12 protein-coding genes are annotated in these 18,092 nt (G+C 73.8%); 6 read left to right on the plus strand and 6 right to left on the minus strand.

Annotated features, from left to right (window positions below; all coding sequences use genetic code 11):
- Together addB and addA are read left to right on the plus strand one after the other, a co-directional pair.
- The coding region (gene addB, locus MFF04_RS21325) for a double-strand break repair protein AddB (protein ID WP_238278954.1) at window positions 1-2,196 on the plus strand (2,196 nt) is incomplete at its 5' end.
- Entirely contained in the window at window positions 2,193-5,657 is a 3,465-nt protein-coding gene (gene addA / locus MFF04_RS21330; RefSeq protein WP_238278957.1) for a double-strand break repair helicase AddA, read from the plus strand. The genes addB and addA, both read left to right, overlap by 4 nt.
- Window positions 5,658-5,678: 21 nt before the next feature.
- On the opposite strand, the gene MFF04_RS21335 is transcribed toward addA, so the two are convergent.
- Window positions 5,679-6,986 (minus strand): PQQ-dependent sugar dehydrogenase, encoded by a 1,308-nt coding sequence (locus MFF04_RS21335; RefSeq protein ID WP_238278959.1) that lies wholly within the window; start codon window positions 6,984-6,986, stop codon window positions 5,679-5,681.
- A 376-nt stretch (window positions 6,987-7,362) separates the two neighbouring features.
- Between MFF04_RS21335 and trxA the strand changes: the two genes are divergently transcribed.
- Complete coding sequence (trxA, locus tag MFF04_RS21340; RefSeq protein ID WP_238278961.1) at window positions 7,363-7,692, plus strand: thioredoxin; 330 nt, start codon at window positions 7,363-7,365, stop codon at window positions 7,690-7,692.
- 212 nt (window positions 7,693-7,904) lie between these two features.
- Here the strand turns inward: trxA and MFF04_RS21345 are convergent, their stop codons facing one another.
- The 4 genes from MFF04_RS21345 to trpA form a co-directional block, all read right to left on the minus strand.
- Window positions 7,905-8,753 (minus strand): outer membrane protein, encoded by an 849-nt coding sequence (locus MFF04_RS21345; RefSeq protein WP_238278963.1) that lies wholly within the window; start codon window positions 8,751-8,753, stop codon window positions 7,905-7,907.
- Between the two features lie 214 nt (window positions 8,754-8,967).
- Entirely contained in the window at window positions 8,968-10,293 is a 1,326-nt protein-coding gene (locus tag MFF04_RS21350; protein WP_238278965.1) for a bifunctional folylpolyglutamate synthase/dihydrofolate synthase, read from the minus strand.
- A gap of 37 nt (window positions 10,294-10,330) precedes the next feature.
- A complete protein-coding gene (accD, locus tag MFF04_RS21355; protein ID WP_238278978.1) occupies window positions 10,331-11,242 on the minus strand; it encodes an acetyl-CoA carboxylase, carboxyltransferase subunit beta in 912 nt (303 codons plus the stop codon).
- A 64-nt stretch (window positions 11,243-11,306) separates the two neighbouring features.
- Entirely contained in the window at window positions 11,307-12,191 is an 885-nt protein-coding gene (trpA, locus tag MFF04_RS21360) for a tryptophan synthase subunit alpha (RefSeq protein WP_238278967.1), read from the minus strand.
- A 298-nt stretch (window positions 12,192-12,489) separates the two neighbouring features.
- On the opposite strand from trpA, the gene MFF04_RS21365 reads away from it, so the two are divergent.
- From MFF04_RS21365 to gluQRS, 3 genes are all read left to right on the plus strand, one after another.
- A complete protein-coding gene (locus MFF04_RS21365) occupies window positions 12,490-14,532 on the plus strand; it encodes an ATP-binding protein (protein ID WP_238278969.1) in 2,043 nt (680 codons plus the stop codon).
- 124 nt (window positions 14,533-14,656) lie between these two features.
- Window positions 14,657-14,944, plus strand: coding sequence for a hypothetical protein (locus MFF04_RS21370; RefSeq protein WP_238278971.1), 288 nt, complete (start codon window positions 14,657-14,659; stop codon window positions 14,942-14,944).
- Window positions 14,941-15,804, plus strand: coding sequence for a tRNA glutamyl-Q(34) synthetase GluQRS (gluQRS, locus tag MFF04_RS21375; protein ID WP_238278973.1), 864 nt, complete (start codon window positions 14,941-14,943; stop codon window positions 15,802-15,804). Before MFF04_RS21370 ends, gluQRS begins: the two co-directional genes overlap by 4 nt.
- 16 nt (window positions 15,805-15,820) lie before the next feature.
- Here gluQRS and MFF04_RS21380 read toward each other — a convergent pair whose 3' ends face one another.
- On the minus strand, window positions 15,821-17,872 hold the full coding sequence (locus MFF04_RS21380; RefSeq protein ID WP_238278975.1) for a M23 family metallopeptidase: 2,052 nt from the start codon (window positions 17,870-17,872) through the stop codon (window positions 15,821-15,823).
- Window positions 17,873-18,092: the final 220 nt, after the last annotated feature.

An 18,092-nucleotide genomic window follows, 5' to 3' on the forward strand; every position in this document is an offset into this window, starting at 1 on the left:
GAGACGGTGCGGGCGCGGGAAGCGATGCTCTCGCAGGCCCTGCGCCCGGCGGCCACCACCGACGCCTGGGCCCGTCTCGACCCGGCCGAGCGCGACCGCCTCGTCACCCTCGGCCTCGACGGGCTCAGCGTGGTGGAGGCCGGCGACGAGCGCGAGGAGGCGCTGATCGCCGCCATCGCCCTCCGCGAGACCCTCGAGACGCCGGGCCGCGTCGCCGCGCTCGTCACGCCGGACCGGGCGCTCGCCATGCGGGTCGCGGCCGAGCTCGCCCGCTGGGACATCCGCGCCGAGGACGCCGCCGGCCAGCCCCTCTCGGGGAGCCTCGGCGGGCGGCTCGCCCGGCTTGCCGCCGAGTTCGCCGTGGAGACGGTGGGCCCCCGCATCGGCAACCGGCAGGCGCAGCGCCTGCTGGCGCTTCTCGCCCATCCGCTGGTGCGTCTCGGCATGGCCCGGCCCGAGCTGGTGCGGGGAGCGGCCGCCCTCGAGATCGGCGTCCTGCGCGGCCCCGCTCTGGCGCCGGGCTTCGAGACCCTGCGCGGGGCGCTCGCCGCGGCGAAGACCGACACCGGCCGGCGCCCCCGCCCGAAGCGGCGGTTGAAAGACATCGACTGGGAGCTTGCCGAGAAGCTCGTCGCCGCCCTGGAGGACGCCTTCAAGGGCTTTCCCGGCGGGGCCGGCGCCCTCGACCTCGTCGCCGCCGGCGAGGCCCACCGTGCCGTCTGCGAGGCGCTGCTGAAGGGTCCCGAGGGCGACGAGGAGGCCGCCGCCGACCCGTCGCTCGCCTGTCTCGACAGCCTGTTCGACGAGCTGGCCTTCGTCGATGCCGGCCCGATGGGCGGAGAGTTCTCCGACTACCCCGCCTTCTTCGCGGCGCTGGCGGATCTCCGCTGCGTGCCCGACGCCCACGGCGCGCCGCATCCGCGGGTGCGTATCCTCGGGCTCGCCGAGGCGCGGCTCCTCTCCTGCGACCGCATCGTCCTCGGCGGGCTCGACGAGGGCGTCTGGCCGGCGCGGATGGTCACGGATTCCTTCCTGAACCGGCCGATGCGCGAGCGGATCGGACTCGATCCGCCGGAGCGCCAGATCGGGCAGGGCGCCCACGATTTCGTCGGGCTCCTCGGCCACCGGGATGCGGTGATCACCCGCGCGCAGAAGCGCGAGGGCGCGCCGACCGTGCAGTCCCGCTTCCTCCAGCGGATGCGCGCCTTCGCCGACCAGACGCATTGGGAGGCGGTGCTGACGCGGGGGCGGCGCCTCGCCGGCCTCGCCGCCCGGCTCGATGCCGGCACCGAGCCCCCCCCGCCGCGCCTCACCCAGCCCCGCCCCCGGCCGGACCCGGCCCTGTTCCCGCGGGCGCTGAGCGTCACCGAGGTCGAGACCCTGGTGCGCGACCCCTACGCGATCTTCGCCCGCCACGTCCTCGGGCTCGATCCGCTGGAGCCCGTGGCCGCCCCGCCGGGCGTCGGGGATCGCGGCACCCTGATCCACGCCGTGCTTGGCCGCTTCGCGGAGGCCTTTCCGCAGGGCATGCCGGCGGATGCCGACACCCGCCTCGCCGCCATCGCCGAGGAGGTGTTCGCCCCCGTCAAAGCGGCGAACCCCGAGCTCTACGCGGAGTGGTGGCCCCGCCTTCAGCGCCTGTCGGAAAAATTCCTGCCCTGGGAGGCCGAGCGCCGGGCGGCGGGCCTGCGCGTCCACGCCGAGGCCAACGGGCGCTGGTCGATCCCCATGGGCGACGAAGTGTTCGTGCTGAAGGCGCGGGCCGATCGCATCGAGACGCGCCGGGACGGGGGCGCCTGCCTCATCGATTTCAAGACCGGCACGCCGCCCTCGAACCGGGAGGTCTTCGCCGGCTTCTCGCCCCAGCTCACCCTGGAGGCGGCGATGCTGATGGCGGGCGCCTTCAAGGACATCCCCGCGCCGGGGACCGTGCCGGACCTGCTCTACGTCCACGCCTCCGGCGGGCGCACGCCGCTTCGTGAAAGGCTGCTCAAGCCCGAGAAGGACGAGGAGCGGGACATAGCGGCCCTCGTCGAGGAGCACGCCGCGCGCCTGCGCGGGCTCGTGGCCCGCTTCATGACCGGCAAGGCGGCCTACGTCTCGCGGCCCTACCCGAAATACGTGCGTTATGCCGGCGACTACGACCACCTCGCGCGGGTGCTCGAATGGTCGCTTGCGGGGGAGGGCGAGGCTTGAGCAAGCCGCCTTTCAAGGTCGATCCGCTGACGCAGGAGCGCCAGCGCCGAGCCGCCGATCCGGAGGTCTCGGCCTGGGTCTCGGCCAACGCCGGCGCCGGCAAGACCAAGGTGCTCACCGACCGCGTGGTGCGGCTCCTCCTCTCCGGGACGCCGCCGGGGCGCATCCTCTGCCTTACCTTCACCAAGGCCGCCGCCGCCAACATGGCGATCCGGGTCTTCGACCGGCTCGGCCGCTGGGTGACGCTGGACGACGCGGCGCTGGCCGAGGACTTGGAGCGCCTCACTGGCAAGCCGACGAGCCGGGCCCAGCTCGACGACAGCCGCCGGCTCTTCGCCCGCTCCGTCGAGACGCCGGGGGGCCTCAAGATCGAGACGCTGCACGCGCTCTGCGAGCGGCTCCTGCACATGTTCCCCTTCGAGGCGAACGTGCCGGCGGGCTTCACCGTGCTCGACGACGACGAGGCCCGCGCCGCCTTCGAGAGCGCCACCGACGCGACGCTCGCCGATGCGGCGCTCGGCCGCCTCCCCGGCATCCGCGAGGCGCACGCCCGCATCACCCCGGAGGCGCAGGACGACACCCTGCGCGACCTGATCCGCGCCGCGATCCGGGCGCGCCGCTTCCTGGCCCGCGACGGCCGGCTCGATCTCACCTTCGCCGGCCTCGCGCAGGCGCTGGGGCTGGAGGCGGGCGAGGACGAGCCGGAGATCGCCCGGCGCATCCTCTCAGGGCTTCCCGATCTCGCGCCCCTCTGCGCGGTGCTGGCCGAGACAGGCTCCTCGACCGACGCCAAGCTCGCCGGACAGCTGGAGACCGCCCTCGACCTCGCCCGCCGGGCGGAGGCCGCCGGCATCCTCGCCGAGGCCGTCGCGGCGGCGCTCGTCGTGTTCTTCACCGGCGAGGAGAAGCCGAAGGCCGATTCCTCGCTGGGCACCAAGAAGGCCGGCCCTGAGGCGAAGGCCGCGCTCTGCGCTGAGCGCGACCGGCTGATCCCGCTCCTCGACCGCCTGCGCGCCGCTCGCGCCCACGCCCGCACCCGCGCCCTCTTCGCGCTCGCCGCCGAGATCGAGGGGCGGGTCGAGGCCTACAAGGCCCGCATCGGCGCCCTCGACTTCGACGACCTCATCGCGCGCACCCGCGACCTGCTCGCGCGGGTCGACGCCGCCTGGGTGCTGTACAAGCTCGACCGGGGCATCGATCATGTGCTCGTCGACGAGGCGCAGGACACGAACCCGCAGCAGTGGGAGATCCTGAACCTCGTCACAGCCGAGTTCACCGCCGGGGCGGGTGCCCGCGCGGCCCGCCGCACGCGCTTCGCCGTGGGCGACCCCAAGCAGTCGATCTACAGCTTCCAGGGCGCCGACCCCCGCCGCTTCGAGGAGACGCGCCGGGCCTGGATCGACGCCGCGCAGCGGGCCGGACTCCCCTTCGAGACCATCCCTCTCACCCTGTCCTTCCGTTCGGCCCACGGCGTGCTGCGGGCGGTCGACGCCACCTTCGCGATCCCCGAGCATTTCAAGGGCCTCTCCTTCGAGGCGGTCCGGCCCGGCACCGACCACGCCACGGCGCGGGGCCGCGCCTTCGGCGCCGTCGAGCTCTGGCCGATCGAGGAGCCCGGCCCCGAGGCCGACCCGGACGCCTGGGCCGAGCCCGTCGACGCGCCGGGTGCCAGTGCGCCCGCCCTCCTCACCGCCCGCCGCGTCGCCCGCGCCGTGCAGGGCTGGATCGCGCGGGGCGATGCCGGCGGGCGGCGGCGCCGGCCCGGCGAGATCCTGCTCCTCGTGCGCAAGCGCGGGCCGGCCTTCGAGGAGGCGATCCGCGCCTTGAAGAGCCTCGGCGTGCCGGTGGCGGGCCAGGACCGCCTGGACGTCGCCGCCCACATCGCCGTGCTCGACCTCGTGGCGGTGGGACGCGCCGGGCTCCTGCCTGCCGACGACCTGACGCTCGCGACCGCGCTCAAGACGCCGCTGGTCGGCCTCGACGACGACGACCTCGTGCGGCTCTGCGCCCGACGCGACGAGGCGGAGACCCTCGAGGACGCCCTCCACCGCCACGCCGAGGCCGGGGACGGGGCCGCGCTCCGGGCCCGCGCGGCGCTCGCCCGCTGGATCGAACTGGCCGGCTGCGAAGGGCCCTTCGGCTTCTATGCGGCGCTGCTCGGCCCCGGCGGCGGGCGGGCGCGGCTGGTCGCGCGGCTCGGCGGCGAGGCGGGGGACGCCATCGACGTGTTCCTGGCCAAGGCGGCCTCCGCCGAGCGCGGGCCGGAGGCGCCCTCGCTGCGCGCCTTCATCGACGCCTTCGAGGCGCGGGGCGCCGAGGGCCTGACGGTCAAGCGCGACCTCGAATCGGGTCGCGACGAGGTGCGGGTGATGACCGTCCACGGCGCCAAGGGGCTCGAGGCGCCGGTGGTGGTGCTCCTCGACGGCTGCGAGCCGCTCGGCCGCAACGACCCGCCGCTGCTCTCCATCGAATCGCCGACGCCGCTGCCCCCCGTCTGGGCGGGCTCGCGCACGCAGGACAGCGCCGTGACGGGAGAGGCCCGCACGAGCCTCCAGGCCCGCGCCCGCGAGGAGCACAACCGCCTCCTCTACGTGGCGATGACGCGGGCGGCCGACCGCCTCGTCGTCGCCCCTTATCGCGGCGCGACGAAGGAGACGGAGGCCGCCTGGTGCGAGATGATCCGCATCGGCCTGGAGCGGGCCTTCGGCGCCGGGGAGGCGCTGGACCTGCCCTACGGACCGGCCGTCGTCTGGCGGGACGGGGAGGCTGCCGGGGCGCCGGAGGATGGTCCGGCGGGCGCCGCGGCCGAGGACTCCGTGCCGCCCTGGCTCCGGCGGCCGGTGCCCGCCGAGGCCGTGGCCGCGCCGCCCCTCTCGCCCTCCGGGATCCTCGCGGGGGCGGATGCACGGCCCTCCCCGGCGCGCCGGCAGTCGCAGACCGAGGCCCGGCGCCAGGGCATCCTCGTGCACACCCTGCTGGAGCACCTGCCGCGGCTCGCGGCGCCCGAGCGCCGGCCGGCGGCGCTGACCGTCCTGCGGGCGCGGGCGCCGACCATGCCGGTGCCCAAACGCGCCGCCATCGCCGAGGCGGCCCTGCGGGTGATGGAGCACCCCGATCTCGCGCCCCTGTTCGCCGAGGGGGCGCGGGCGGAGGTGGCGCTCGCGGGGATCGTCGGGGCGGCGGGCGGGCCGCGCCCGGTGCATGGCCGCATCGACCGCCTCGCGGTGACGGAGGAGGGCGTGCTCCTCGCCGACTTCAAGACCGGCCGCCCGCCCCCGGAGGGCGCGCCCCTGCCGGCGGCGGACGCGGCGCAGATCGCCCTCTACGCGGCGCTCCTCGAGCAGATCTATCCGGGCCGGAGAATCGTGCCGATGCTGGTCTGGACCTCGGGGCCGGTCATCCGCCGCCTGTCGGAGGCCGAGACGAGCGCGGCCCTGGCGGGAGCCGGGATCGGCGCCTGACGCCGCCCCGGCCCCTCACGCTCAGCCCTTGCGGTCGTCGGCGGGCTTCTCGCCGCTCTTCGCACCGCCCTTCGGCGTGAGCTTGAGGATCTTGCCGTCCGGCCCGTCGGTGAGCGCGTAGACGGCGCCGTCCGGGCCGACCTTCACGTCGCGGATGCGCTCCTGGAGGGGGATGCGCTCCTCGCTCACCACCTTGTCGCCGTCGAGCTTCAAGGAGACGAGGCCGAGGCTGACGAGGCCGCCGGCGAGGAAGTTGCCCTTCCAGGCCGGGAACAGGTCGGCGTTGTAGAGGGTGAGGCTCGAGGGGCCGATCACGGGGTCCCAGTAGTAGGCCGGCTGCGAGGTGCCGCCGGCCTGGGTGGCGCCGTCGCCGATCTTCTCGCCCGAGTACTCGATGCCGTAGGTGACGAGCGGCCAGCCGTAGTTGACGCCCGGCCGCGGCCGGTTGAGCTCGTCGCCGCCCCGCGGGCCGTGCTCGATCGTCCAGACCCGGCCCTGGCCGTCGAGCGCGATGCCCTGCACGTTGCGGTGGCCGTAGGACCAGATCTCCGGCTGGGCCTTGTCGCTGCCGGAGAAGGGGTTGTCCTTCGGCGCGCTGCCGTCCGGCTCCAGGCGGAACAGCTTGCCGAGCCCGCTCGACAGGTCCTGCGCCTGGCCGCGCACCGCCTTGTCGGAGCGCTCGCCGACCGTGAGGAACAGCTTGCCGTCCGGCGCGAACAGGATGCGCGAGCCGAAATGCTTGTCGCCGTCGTAGCTCGGCGTCTGGCGGAAGATGACCTTGAGGTCCTCGAGCTTGGCCGAACCGCCGCTCTCGACGAGCTTCGCCTTCGCGAGGGTGGTGCCGTTGCCCTTCTCGCGGGGCTCCGCGTAGCTGAAGTAGATGGTGCGGTCGCTGGCGAAGCCTGGGCTCAGGGCCACGTCGAGGAGGCCGCCCTGGCCCCGCGCGTCGACCTTCGGCACGCCCGTTACCGGGGCGCCGACCGTCCCGTCCTTGGCGATCAGGCGGATCTTGCCGGCCTTCTCGGTGACGATCATGCGCCCGTCGGGCAGGAACTCCAGCGCCCAGGGGCTCGCGAGCCCCTTCACCGCGGTCGCGACCTCGACCTCCGTCGCCTTGGCCGGCATCGGCGCCCGGGTCTGGTTGGGCAGGAGCGGCTTGTAGCCGGTGTTGGCGGGGGCGGTCTCGGCCGGCTCCTTGGCCGTCTCGGCGGTGGGGGCCGCGAAGGCGTCGCCGCCGACCCGGGCCGCGGGCGTCGTCTCCTGCGCGAGCGCGAGGACGGGCAGGGCGAGGGCGGCGAACGAGGCCAGAAGGATCGGCTTGAGCGTCACGGGGGATTCCTTACCTGGGCGCCGCCACGGAAAGCGGCGGCGCGGCGCCCGTCCCTCGCGGAGCGGGCGCCGGATGCGGCGCGTCGGGCTCGCAAGGGACGCGAACCTGTGCCGGAGATGGGGCGCACGGAGCCCCGGGGCGAGGTCCGAGGGCGTCACGAACACGATTCTGCCGTGCCGCGGCTTGCCGCACCGGAGCGACGGCCGCGATTCGAGGCGCTGCCGGGACGGCGGCCGGCATGAGAGGGAATCAGCTCTCCTCTGCGCGTGCGTGCCGATGTCTTGACCGTGCCTCCCGCCCTCTCCACTTTCCGTGACCAGCCGCCGGCCCGCCCCATCGCAACGGGGCGGGCCGGCGCCAACGAAAGGGTGTGTCATGGCGACGGTGAAGGTGACCGACGCGAGCTTCGAGCAGGACGTCCTCCAGTCCGCCGAGCCCGTCGTGGTGGATTTCTGGGCCGAGTGGTGCGGTCCCTGTCGCCAGATCGGCCCGGCGCTCGAGGAGATCTCCGCCGATCTCCAGGGCCGCGTGAAGATCGCGAAGGTGAACGTCGACGAGAATCCGGGGATCGCCGCCCAGTACGGCATCCGCTCGATCCCGACGCTGCTGCTCTTCAAGGGCGGCGAGCGCGTCGACCAGAAGGTCGGCGCCGCGCCGAAGGGCGACCTCTCCCGCTGGATCCAGGCGCAGACGGCCAGCGCCTGAGCACACCGGCCGGCCCCTGCCGACGGACATGAGAAAGGCCCGACGCTTCGCGCGTCGGGCCTTTTCTTTTGCTGCACGCGGTCCTGTCGAGCGACCACGCCCCGTGGGCCGATCCCGGTCCGTCCGTCGCCGTTGCGAGGGTGACAAAAGCGAAGGAGCCCGGCCTTGCGGCCGGGCTCCCTCCGTTTCGAGACCCGTTTTCGGGGTTCGGCTTAGTAGCTGCCGAACTTGTAGTTGATGCCGGCGCGGACGACCACGAACTCCTGCTGGCGCTGGTTGGCCAGGAAGAGGGTGCCGTTCGGGGCATTGAGAGCGCCGTTGAACACGCCGGAGGCGGCGGTGCGGTTGCGCTCGAGGTTCACGTACAGACCTTCCACCTTCAGCGTGACGGCCGAGGAGCGGAAGAAGTTCAGGAACGAGTCGGTCGGGAGAGCGTACTCGACGCCACCGCCGGCCGCGTAACCGGTGCGGAAGCTGTCGCCGCCGAGGCCGTTGACCGGGGACTCGCCCGAGCCGTAGGCGAAGCCGCCGGTGCCGTAGAACAGGACGCGGTCGACGGCGTAGCCGATGCGGCCGCGAACGGTGCCGAAGTAGTCGAGGCTCGACTGGCCGGGCACCACGAAGGCGCGCGGAGCGGCGAGGGCGAGGCCCGGGGCGCCGACGAAGGTGTAGGCCTGCGTGAAGTTACGACGGCCGCCGAAGTCGGTGTACTGAGCGTCAGCCTCGATACCGACCACCAGGCCCGAACCCGGGGTGAACTGGTAGTTGTAGCCGATCTGACCACCGCCGACGAAGCCCTCGTTGGCGCGGCTGTTGGTGACGGTCAGCAGGGCGTTGGTGCCCGGCGAACCGAGGACGGTGCCGGTCGGCAGCGCATAGGTGTTGCTGTTCTGGCCGACGTCGAAGCCGTAACCGGCGTTGAAACCGGCGTAGAAGCCCGTCCAGGTGAACACCGGAACCGGGGTGAACACCGGCGGAGCCGCGCGGCGCGGAAGGTCGGCAGCGGAGGCCACCGTGGTGAGGGCCGTGAAGGCCGCGAGAGTGGTGAGAAGCTTCTTCATTTTGTGATCCCCAGCATTGTGCCCGATCGCCGGCGAAACTAGGGGATTTTCCACAGTTAAGATGTAGCGCTGAAGCCACACCTGCCGGGGCTCAAGTCCGGCCGATGCCTTTGAGGGAAAGCGGGGATTTTCCCTTTCGCGTTAACTGTCCGGCAACTTGCGGCGGCCTCGGCGGACACAATCCTGCCGCCCTCCGCACCCGTCCGGGACGGTCTCAGACCGGCGGCGTCCCGTTGGCGGTGAGCACCGCGCCCGCGAGGTAGAGCGAGCCGCAGATCAGGATCCGGGGCGGCCGCTCGAAGGCGATCTCGCCGGCGAGCGCCAGCGCGCCCTCGATTCCCGGCGCGATCCGGGCGGGCAGCCCGACGCTCTCGGCGATCCGCGCCACCTCCTCGGCGGGCCGCGCCGCGATCTGGCCCGCGATCGGCACGGCGATCAGCACCCGGGCGAGCCCGGCGAAATGGCGCAGGAAGCCCTCGGCGTCCTTGGTGCCGAGCAGGCCGACGATCAGGACGAGGGGCGCGTCGGCCCGCTCGCTGAGGTCGGCGGCCGCCGCCGAGAGGATGCGGCCGCCGTCGATGTTGTGGCCGCCGTCGAGCCAGAGCTCGGCCCCGGCAGGGGCGAGATCGGCCAGCGCCCCGCGGGTCAGGCGCTGCAGCCGGCCCGGCCACTCGACCGAGCGCAGCCCGGTCTCGATCGCCGCGGTGCCGATGTCGCCGAACCCGGCCGCCCGCAGCGCGGCGATGGCGGTGCCGGCGTTGGTGAACTGGTGCCGGCCGTCGAGCCGGGGCCTCGGCAGGTCGAACAGGTCGGTCCCGTCCTGGAAGACGAGGCGGCCGCTCTCCTCGTGGACGGAGAAGTCCTGGCCGCCGACGAGCACAGGCGCAGCGCCGACCGCCTCCGCCCGCTGGCAGAGCACCGAATCGGCCTCCGCATAGTCCTGCGCGGCGATCACCGCCGGGCAGCCGCGCTTGAAGATGCCGGCCTTCTCGCCCGCCACCGCGGCGACCGTGTCGCCGAGATACTCGGCATGGTCGCGCCCGATCGGCGTGACCACGGCGGCGGCCACCGAATCGATGACGTTGGTGGCGTCGACCCGGCCCCCCAGGCCGACCTCGAGGAGGAGCACGTCGGCGGGATACTCCGAGAACAGCAGCAGCGCCGCGGCGGTGGTGATCTCGAACACCGTGATCGGATCGCCGCCGTTGGCCGCCTCGCAGCGGGCGAAGGCGTCGGCGAGGCGCTCCTCGTCCACGAAGCGGCCGCCGCCGACCGCGCCGATGCGGATGCGCTCGTGGAAGCGCACGAGATGGGGCGAGGTGTAGACGTGCACCGCGAAGCCCCCCGCCTCCAGGATCGCCCGCATGAAAGCGATAGTGGAGCCCTTGCCGTTGGTGCCCGCCACGTGGATCACCGGCGGCAGGCGCCGCTCGGGATGGTTGAGCCGGGCGAGCAGCCGCTCGATGCGCCCGAGCGACAGGTCGATCGTGCGCGGGTGCAGGGCGAGGAAGCGCGCCATCAGCGCGTCGGAGGAATCCATCGCGGGGTCTTGTCGCTGGTGCGGCGGGCCGGCGGCCTCAGGCCGCGTCGGGAACGGGCTGCGGGGCGTTCGGGCGGGGCCCGTGCTGGGGCACCGCGTCGGTGAGGAGGCCGCACAGGCGCGCCACGGTCTCCTTGAGGGCGTGGCGGTGGACGACCTGGTCGATCATGCCGTGCGCCCGCAGGTACTCGGAGCGCTGGAAGCCGTCGGGCAGCTTCTCGCGGATGGTCTGCTCGATGACGCGGGGACCGGCGAAGCAGATCAGCGCGCCCGGCTCGGCGAGATGCACGTCGCCGAGCATGGCGTAGGAGGCGGTGACGCCGCCCGTAGTCGGGTTCGTGAGCACCACGATGTAGGGAAGCTTCGCGGCGTTCAGCCGGCGCACTGCGACCGTGGTGCGCGGCATCTGCATGAGCGAGAGGATGCCCTCCTGCATGCGCGCGCCGCCCGAGGCGGAGAACAGCACATAGGGGGTCTTCTTCTCGAGCGCGGTCTCGGCGCCGCGGATGAAGGCCTCGCCCGCCGCCATGCCGAGCGAGCCCGCCATGAAGCCGAACTCCTGGGCGGCGATCGTCATCGGCAGGCCGGCGACGCGGCCGAAGCCGACCTTGAAGGCGTCTGCCATGCCGGTCTTGGCGCGAGCCTCCTTGAGGCGGTCGACGTAGCGCTTCTCGTCGCGGAACTTGAGCGGGTCGGCGGCGACCTCGGGCAGCGGCACGTCGATCCAGGTGCCCTCGTCGAACATCATCTTCAGGCGCGCCTGGGCGCTCATCTTGAGATGGTGCTCGGAGCCGGGGATGACCCAGTGGTTGCTCTCGACCTCCTTGTGGAAGACCATCTGCCCGGTATCGGGGCATTTGACCCAGAGGTTCTCGGGCGTCTCGCGCTTGAACAGGGTCTTGATCTTGGGGCGCACGACCTCCGAGATCCAGTTCATCGGTTCAACCATCATGGCCCCGTCCTCGAATTCGGGCTCTCGATATCGGGCCGCGCTCGCCCCGTTGCCAGGGTGGCTAGCGCCGTCCGGCCGAGCGCACGCCGTCGGCGAGCGCGCGCACGAGCCCCGCCACCGCCTCGACCGTGCCGGGACCGGCACGCCCCTCGCCGTCGAGGGAGCGGTGGAGCGCGTCGACGAGGGCCGAGCCGACGACGACCCCATCCGCCCCGCGGGCGATCTCGGCGGCGTGCGCCCCGGTCTTGACGCCGAAGCCGACCACCACGGGCAGGTCGGTATGAGGACGGATGCGGGAGACCGCCTGCGCCACCCGCCCGAAATCCGGCGTCGCGGTGCCGGTGATGCCGGTGATCGACACGTAGTAGACGAAGCCCGCGGTGTTCGCGAGGACGGCGGGCAGGCGCTTCTCGTCCGTCGTCGGGGTCGCGAGCCGGATGAAGGCGAGGCCCTTGGCGAGCGCCGGCAGGCAGAGTTCGTCGTCCTCCTCCGGGGGCAGGTCGACGACGATCAGCCCGTCGACGCCGGCCGCCACCGCGTCCTCCAGGAAGCGGGGCACGCCGTAGGTGTGGATCGGGTTGTAGTAGCCCATCAGCACCACGGGCGTCTCCGGATCGCCCTCCCGGAAGCGCGCGACGAGGCGGAGCGTCCCGGGCAGATGCTGGCCGGCCTTGAGGGCGCGCAGGCCCGCCGCCTGGATCGCCGGGCCGTCGGCCATCGGGTCGGTGAAGGGCAGGCCGAACTCCACGATGTCGGCGCCGGCCTTCGGCAGGGCGTCGAGTACCTTGAGCGAGGTCTCGGGATCGGGGTCGCCGGCCATCACGTAGGTGACGAGGGCGGCCCGGCCCTCGGCCCGGCAGCGGGCGAAGGCGGCCCCTATGCGGTTGCCCGGGGCGGGGCTCGCGGCCCGGTCGGCGCTCTGGTCGGTGATCGCGCTGTCGGTCATCGCTTCCGAGGGGTCTGGCGTTCCGCAGGGGCTGCCGCAGGGTCCGGCATCCGTCCTCGACCTCGCGTCGCGGACGGGCGCCCCGGACGGCCCCGAGGCCCGGTCGAGCCGCCGCGCCTACACCATCGGGGCCGGCCCGTGAAGCGCCGGGCCCGCCGGGGGAAGCAAGAGAACCTTAAGCGCGTTTCGAAACGCCGCCTTCAGCGCTTCCGGGCATAGGCTCCCGCCGGATCGGGACCGCGGCCAACGGAGCGTCGCGCCCGGCCGGGCGGAGGCGAGGCGGCACATGGAGATGCAAATGGAGCTTCGGGACCTCGTCCTCGCGCTCGCGCTCCTCGCGGCGGCCGGCAGCCTCGGCGCGCTCCTCTGGTCGTGGCGCCGCGGCGGCGGCCGCGAGACGCCCGAGGCCGAGCAGCTCCACGATCGCATCTGGCGCATCTCCGAGAGCGAGGACCGCTACCGGGCGCTGGTGGAGGCGACCATGGAGGTCGTCGTCCAGCGCGACGAGCTCGGCCGCATCACCTTCGTCAACGAGGGCTATGCCCGTCTCCTCGGGCGCGGCCCGGAGGAGCTCATCGGCGCCACGGTGGAGCTTCAGGTCACCGAGACCGGCCGCGTCGAGACGGGCCCGGACGGGGTGCGCCACGTCGAGGCGCGGGTGCTGCCCGTCGACGGCATCCCCCGCTGGTTCTCCTTCGTGGAGATGCCGGTCTCCCGCCAGGGCGGCCCGATGCAGTGGCTCAGGGCCGGCTTCGACATCACGGCCCGCGCCGAGGCCGCCCGCGCCCTCGACGAGGCCCTGACCCGGGCGGAAGCCGCGAGCGTGGCGAAGTCCCGCTTCCTCGCCACGGTCAGCCACGAGTTCCGCACGCCGCTCAACGGCATCCTCGGCATGGCCGACCTCGTCCTCGACACGCCGCTCGATGCCGAGCAGCGCACCTATGTCGAGGCGGTGAAGACGAGCGGCGTGGCGCTGCTCGGCATCATCGACGGCATCCTCGACTTCTCGCGCATCGAGGCCGGGCGCCTCGATCTCGCCGCCGAGCCTTTCGACCCCGGCGAGGTCGCCGAGCGGGTCGTGGAGCTGCTGGCGCCCCGCGCCCAGGACAAGGGCATCGAGATCGCCCTCGACGTCGCCGACGACCTCGCCCTCTCGATGGTCGGCGATGCCGAGCGCGTCCGCCAGATCCTCGTCAACCTCGCCGGCAACGCCATCAAGTTCACCGAGTCCGGCGGCGTCGGCGTCAGCCTCGTGCGCCTTCCCGAGGGCGTCGAGATCGCGGTGGCCGACACCGGCCCCGGCATCCCCCCGGAGCGCGTCTCCCAGCTCTTCGAGGAGTTCGAGCAGGGCGACGGCAGCGCCAGCCGCAGCCACGAGGGCACCGGGCTCGGCCTCTCCATCACCCGCCGCCTCGTCGAGCGCATGGGCGGGAGCATCGAGGTCGAGGCGCGCCGGCCCCACGGCACGGTCTTCCGGGTGCGCCTGCCACTGCCCGTCGCGGAGGGCGCCGAGGACCGGGGCACCGGCCCGGCGCTGCACGGCCAGAGGGTTCTGATCGTCGCCGACTCGCCCTTCCAGGCGCCCTTCCTCGCCCGCCGGCTCTCGCGCTCCGGCGCGGCCCCGATCGTGGTCTCCGGCGAGGAGGCCGGCCTCGCGGCGCTGGCGAGCGGCGCCTTCGACGCGCTGATCGCCGACCGCGGCCTCGGCGACACCGCCGTGCGCCGCCTCGCCGAGGAGGCGCGCCGCCGAGGCGCCCGCTGCAGCCTGATCCTGCTCTCGCCCTTCGACCGGCGCGCCTTCGGCACCCCGAACGCGGCGGGCTTCGACAGCTACCTCATCAAGCCGGTGCGGGCCCGCTCGCTGTTCGACCGGCTGCTCGCTCCGGCGACCCCCGTGAGCGCCGGCGCCGGCCTCGTGCCCGCCGCCGCGGCGCCCGGCCCCGGCGCGCGGGTGCTGCTCGCCGAGGACAACCCGATCAACGCGCTGCTGGCCAGCAAGGCCCTGGAGCGGCTCGGCGCCACGGTGGTGCTCGCCCGCGACGGCACCGAGGCGCTCGCCCGCCTCGACGAGGCGGAGAGCCGGCGCCTGCCCTTCGACCTCGCCCTCCTCGACATCCGCATGCCCGGCCTCGACGGGCTCGAGACCGCCCGCCGCATCCGCGCGGGGCAGGTCGCGGGCACCTATCGCCCGCTGCGGCTCGTGGCGCTCACCGCCAACGCGGGCCGCGACGACGAGGCCGCCGCCCGCCAGGCCGGCTTCGACGGCTTCCTGGCCAAGCCCCTCGACATCAAGCGGCTGCCGGCGCTCCTCCACCCCGAGGAGACCGTTCGGGCCGCCTGAGGCGCCGCGCCCCTCCGGCCGCTCCCGAGGCGATCGTCGCCCTCGATCCACGAAGCCCGGCGGGGGCACTTCGTGGGGCCGCGCGCGTTTATAGCCCCGCTCCCCCGCGCACCCACAGGGCGACATGACCGACCGCACGGATCACGAAGGACGCACGGGCGCACCGCGCGACGGGCTCATCGCGCTCGCCGTAGCGGCCCTCGTCGCCGCCACGGTGCTGCTCGGCGCGCTCCTGCCCGCCCGGCACGGCCCCGCGCCCGTGGCGGGAGACCCCGCCGCCGATCCCGCCTGCCAGGAGTGGGGCGACGGTTGCCGGGTCTGCCGGCGCCTGCCCGGCGAGGTCGCCTGCTCGCTGCCGGGCATCGCCTGCACGCCGCAGCCGCCCCGCTGCCTGATCCGCGGCGACGGGTGAGCGCGGGCGCCTCGCCCGTCCTGCGCTTCGCGCCGAGCCCGAACGGGCGCCTCCATCTCGGCCACGCCCTCTCCGCGCTCCTCAACGCGCGCATGGCCGCGCGCCTCGGCGGCCGGCTGCTGCTGCGGATCGAGGACATCGACCCGGTCCGCTCGCGGCCGGAGCTGATCGAAGGCATCGAGGAGGACCTCGCCTGGCTCGGGCTGCGCTTCGCGGGTGCGACTCTGCGCCAGTCGACGCGCATGGAGGCCTATGCCGAGGCCCGCGATGGGCTCGCCGCGTCGGGCCTCGCCTATCCCTGCTTCTGCTCGCGGGCGGTGGTCGCTGCGGCCGCCGGGGAGGGCCCGCCCCGCGATCCCGACGGCAGCCCGCTCTATCCCGGCACCTGCCGCGCGCTCCCGCCGGAGACGCGCGCCCGGCGTCTGGCGGCGGGGGAGGCGCATGTCTGGCGCCTCGACATGGCCCGCGCCCTGGAGCACGCCCCCGGACCGCACCGTATCCGCGTCTTCGATCCCGACGGATGTGAGGAGGAGCGCGATGCCGATCCGGGCCGCTGGGGCGACGCGGTGATCGCCCGGCGCGACGTGCCGACGAGCTACCATCTCGCCGTGGTCCTCGACGATGCCGCGCAGGAGGTCAGCCACGTCGTTCGGGGCGCCGATCTCGAGGCCGCCACCGATCTGCACCGCCTGCTGCAGACGCTGCTCGGCCTCGACGCCCCGGCCTATCACCACCATCCGCTGGTGCGGGGGGAGGACGGCGAGAAGCTCGCCAAGTCGCGGAACGCGCCCGCGCTCGCGACGCTGCGGGCCGCGGGCGCGACGCCCGCCGAGCTGAGGGCGCGGCTCGGGTTCGAATGAGGGCGGACGGTCGGCCTCAGCGCACCGTGTCGCGCTGGGCCATGGTGGTGGCGCTCTTGGCCTTCTGCATCACGCCCTCGATCTGGTCCCGCTGGCGCCTGAACTCGGCGAGCAGCCGCCCGTCGAGCTCGCGGCCGCGGGGCACCCGGATCTTCATCGGGTCGACGAAGTGGCCGTTGATGACGACCTCGTAGTGCAGGTGCGCGCCCGTCGAGAGGCCGGTGGAGCCGACATAGCCGATCACCTGGCCCTGGCGGACCTTGCCGCCCGCCGCGATGCCCCGCCCGAACCGGGACATGTGGTTGTAGGTGGTGACGTAGCCGTTGATGTGCTGGATCTCGACCCGGCGCCCGTAGCCCGCCGACCATTCCGCCTTGAGCACGGTGCCATTGCCCGCCGCCACGATCGGCGTGCCGACGGGGCTCGACCAGTCGACGCCGGTGTGGAGCTTGGCGTAGCCGAGGATCGGGTGGCGCCGGTAGCCGTAGCCCGAGCGCATGATGCCGTCGGCCACGGGCTTGCGGATCAGGAACTTCTTCAGCGACCGGCCCTGGTCGTCGAGATAGTCGACGGCGCCGTCGTCGGGCGACTGGAAGCGGTAGACCTTGCGGGTCTCGCCCCCGAGGTTGAGCGAGGCGTAGAGCAGCTCCGGCCGCTCCGTGGCGCCCTGGCCGGCCTCCTCGTCGTAGGTGTAGAAGACGTCCAGCCCGTCGCCCTGCGAAATCCTCCGCTGGAAGTCGACGTCGTAGCTGAACACCCGCACGATGTCCTCGACCGCCGCCCGCGGCACCTCGTGGCGGGCGGCCGTCTCGTAGAGGCTCTCGTAGAGGCGCGGGCCCGAGCCCTCGTCCTCCTCGTCCTCGCCGTTGGCGGCCGCCAACGGCGCCTTGCGGGCCGGCGCGTCCTCGGTGGGGGGCGCCACGGAGACGAAGGCGCCCCGGTCGTTGACCGCCGCGATCCCCTCGATGCCGTTCTCGCCGTAGAGGATGACGCGGGTGATCTGGCGCGGGTCGCCGGGACGCGGCCCCGGCGCGATCTGCACGCGGAACTGCTGGCCCTCCGGCAGGGCCGAGGTGCGGGCCTTGCCGCCCAGCGCGGCGATGATCGCCCGGAACTGCTCCTCGCTCGCCCCGGCATTGGCCTTCAGCGAACCTTCCAGCGTCTCGCCGCGCTGGAGGGCGAGGTCGCGCTCCTCGACGAGGGGCGACTCGCCCGCCCGCAGCTCGGTCTTCGAGAGCCGGGTGACGTTCTCGGGGACGACGAGCACCTCGATCGACTTGAACGGGCTGCCGTCCTGGGCGCCCCGCGCGCGGGTCTCGAAATCGGTGCCGCCGAGCCCCTGTTGCAGGGTGCGCGAGAGCATGATCTGGGGGGCGACGGGCAGGGTGGTGCGGCGGCCGGCCTCCGCGGCGAGGCGGCGCTCCTCCTCGACCTGCGCGGTCATGTCGTCGTCGTTGAGGGCCGGCGCTCCGGCGTCGAGGGGGATCTCGGCGAGGTCGCGCTTCATCACGCTGACCTCGGCGCCGGGCGTCTCCGCCCCGTTCGCATCCGCCGCGACCCGCTCGGCGGGCTCGTCGGAGACGAACTTCATGGGGTCGAAGCGGGGCACCTCGCCGGCGAAGACGCCGGTCGTCATCGACAGCGCCGTCGAGACCCGGACGAAGGGCTTCACCTTGATGATCTCGCGCTCGCCGAGCCGCACCGTCACGGGGGTGCGGAAGCTCTGCTTGGCGGAGGCGATCATCAGGTTGCGCACGAGGCGCGCGCCCTTGCGCGCCGGATTGCCGCTGCCGTCGAGGGCGGGGGAGCGCGCGATCACAGTGGCGCGCTCAGGGATGGCGGCGAACGAGACGCCGCCCTTGAGGGAGATCTGGAGAGCCGCGCCGATCAGCGCCGCGCCGGTGAGGCCCGTGAGCGCGCTCGCCCAGAGCCAGCGCTGATTGACGTCGCGCCGGTCGATGCGGGTGGCGTCCGCGCCGAGGAGGTCGAGAGGCGGCTCGCTGCCCCGCAGGGAGGCGGCACGCTCGGGACCCGCCCGCCGCCCGATCCTGACCCGTTCGCGCTGCACCTGCGTTCCCGTCCCCGAAGAAGATTGCCGGAAGCCCGATTCTCTCCGGAGGCCGGGCAGGCCCGGAAGAGAGGCGGATGCCGCGTCTGTCGAAGGGGAGCATGTCGAGATTAGGGCGTGGAGCGCGGGAGCGCGGCCGGCCTCGCCTTATGAGGGCGAGAACGCGTTTCCCGATGCCGGCGAACTTTTTCGGGACGAGCCTGTTGACCCTTCGGTTCTG

This window comes from Methylobacterium jeotgali (genome assembly GCF_022179345.1).
In the GTDB taxonomy this organism is placed as follows: Bacteria; Pseudomonadota; Alphaproteobacteria; order Rhizobiales; family Beijerinckiaceae; genus Methylobacterium; species Methylobacterium jeotgali.

Bases quoted from the DNA above. Each gene is read 5' to 3' on its own strand.
- MFF04_RS21350 (WP_238278965.1), bottom strand. From the start codon at position 10,293: ATGGATTCCTCCGACGCGCTGATGGCGCGCTTCCTCGCCCTGCACCCG.
- trpA (WP_238278967.1), bottom strand. From the start codon at position 12,191: ATGACCGACAGCGCGATCACCGACCAGAGCGCCGACCGGGCCGCGAGC.
- MFF04_RS21345 (WP_238278963.1), bottom strand. From the start codon at position 8,753: ATGAAGAAGCTTCTCACCACTCTCGCGGCCTTCACGGCCCTCACCACG.
- trxA (WP_238278961.1), top strand. From the start codon at position 7,363: ATGGCGACGGTGAAGGTGACCGACGCGAGCTTCGAGCAGGACGTCCTC.
- accD (WP_238278978.1), bottom strand. From the start codon at position 11,242: ATGGTTGAACCGATGAACTGGATCTCGGAGGTCGTGCGCCCCAAGATC.
- MFF04_RS21365 (WP_238278969.1), top strand. From the start codon at position 12,490: ATGGAGCTTCGGGACCTCGTCCTCGCGCTCGCGCTCCTCGCGGCGGCC.
- MFF04_RS21370 (WP_238278971.1), top strand. From the start codon at position 14,657: ATGACCGACCGCACGGATCACGAAGGACGCACGGGCGCACCGCGCGAC.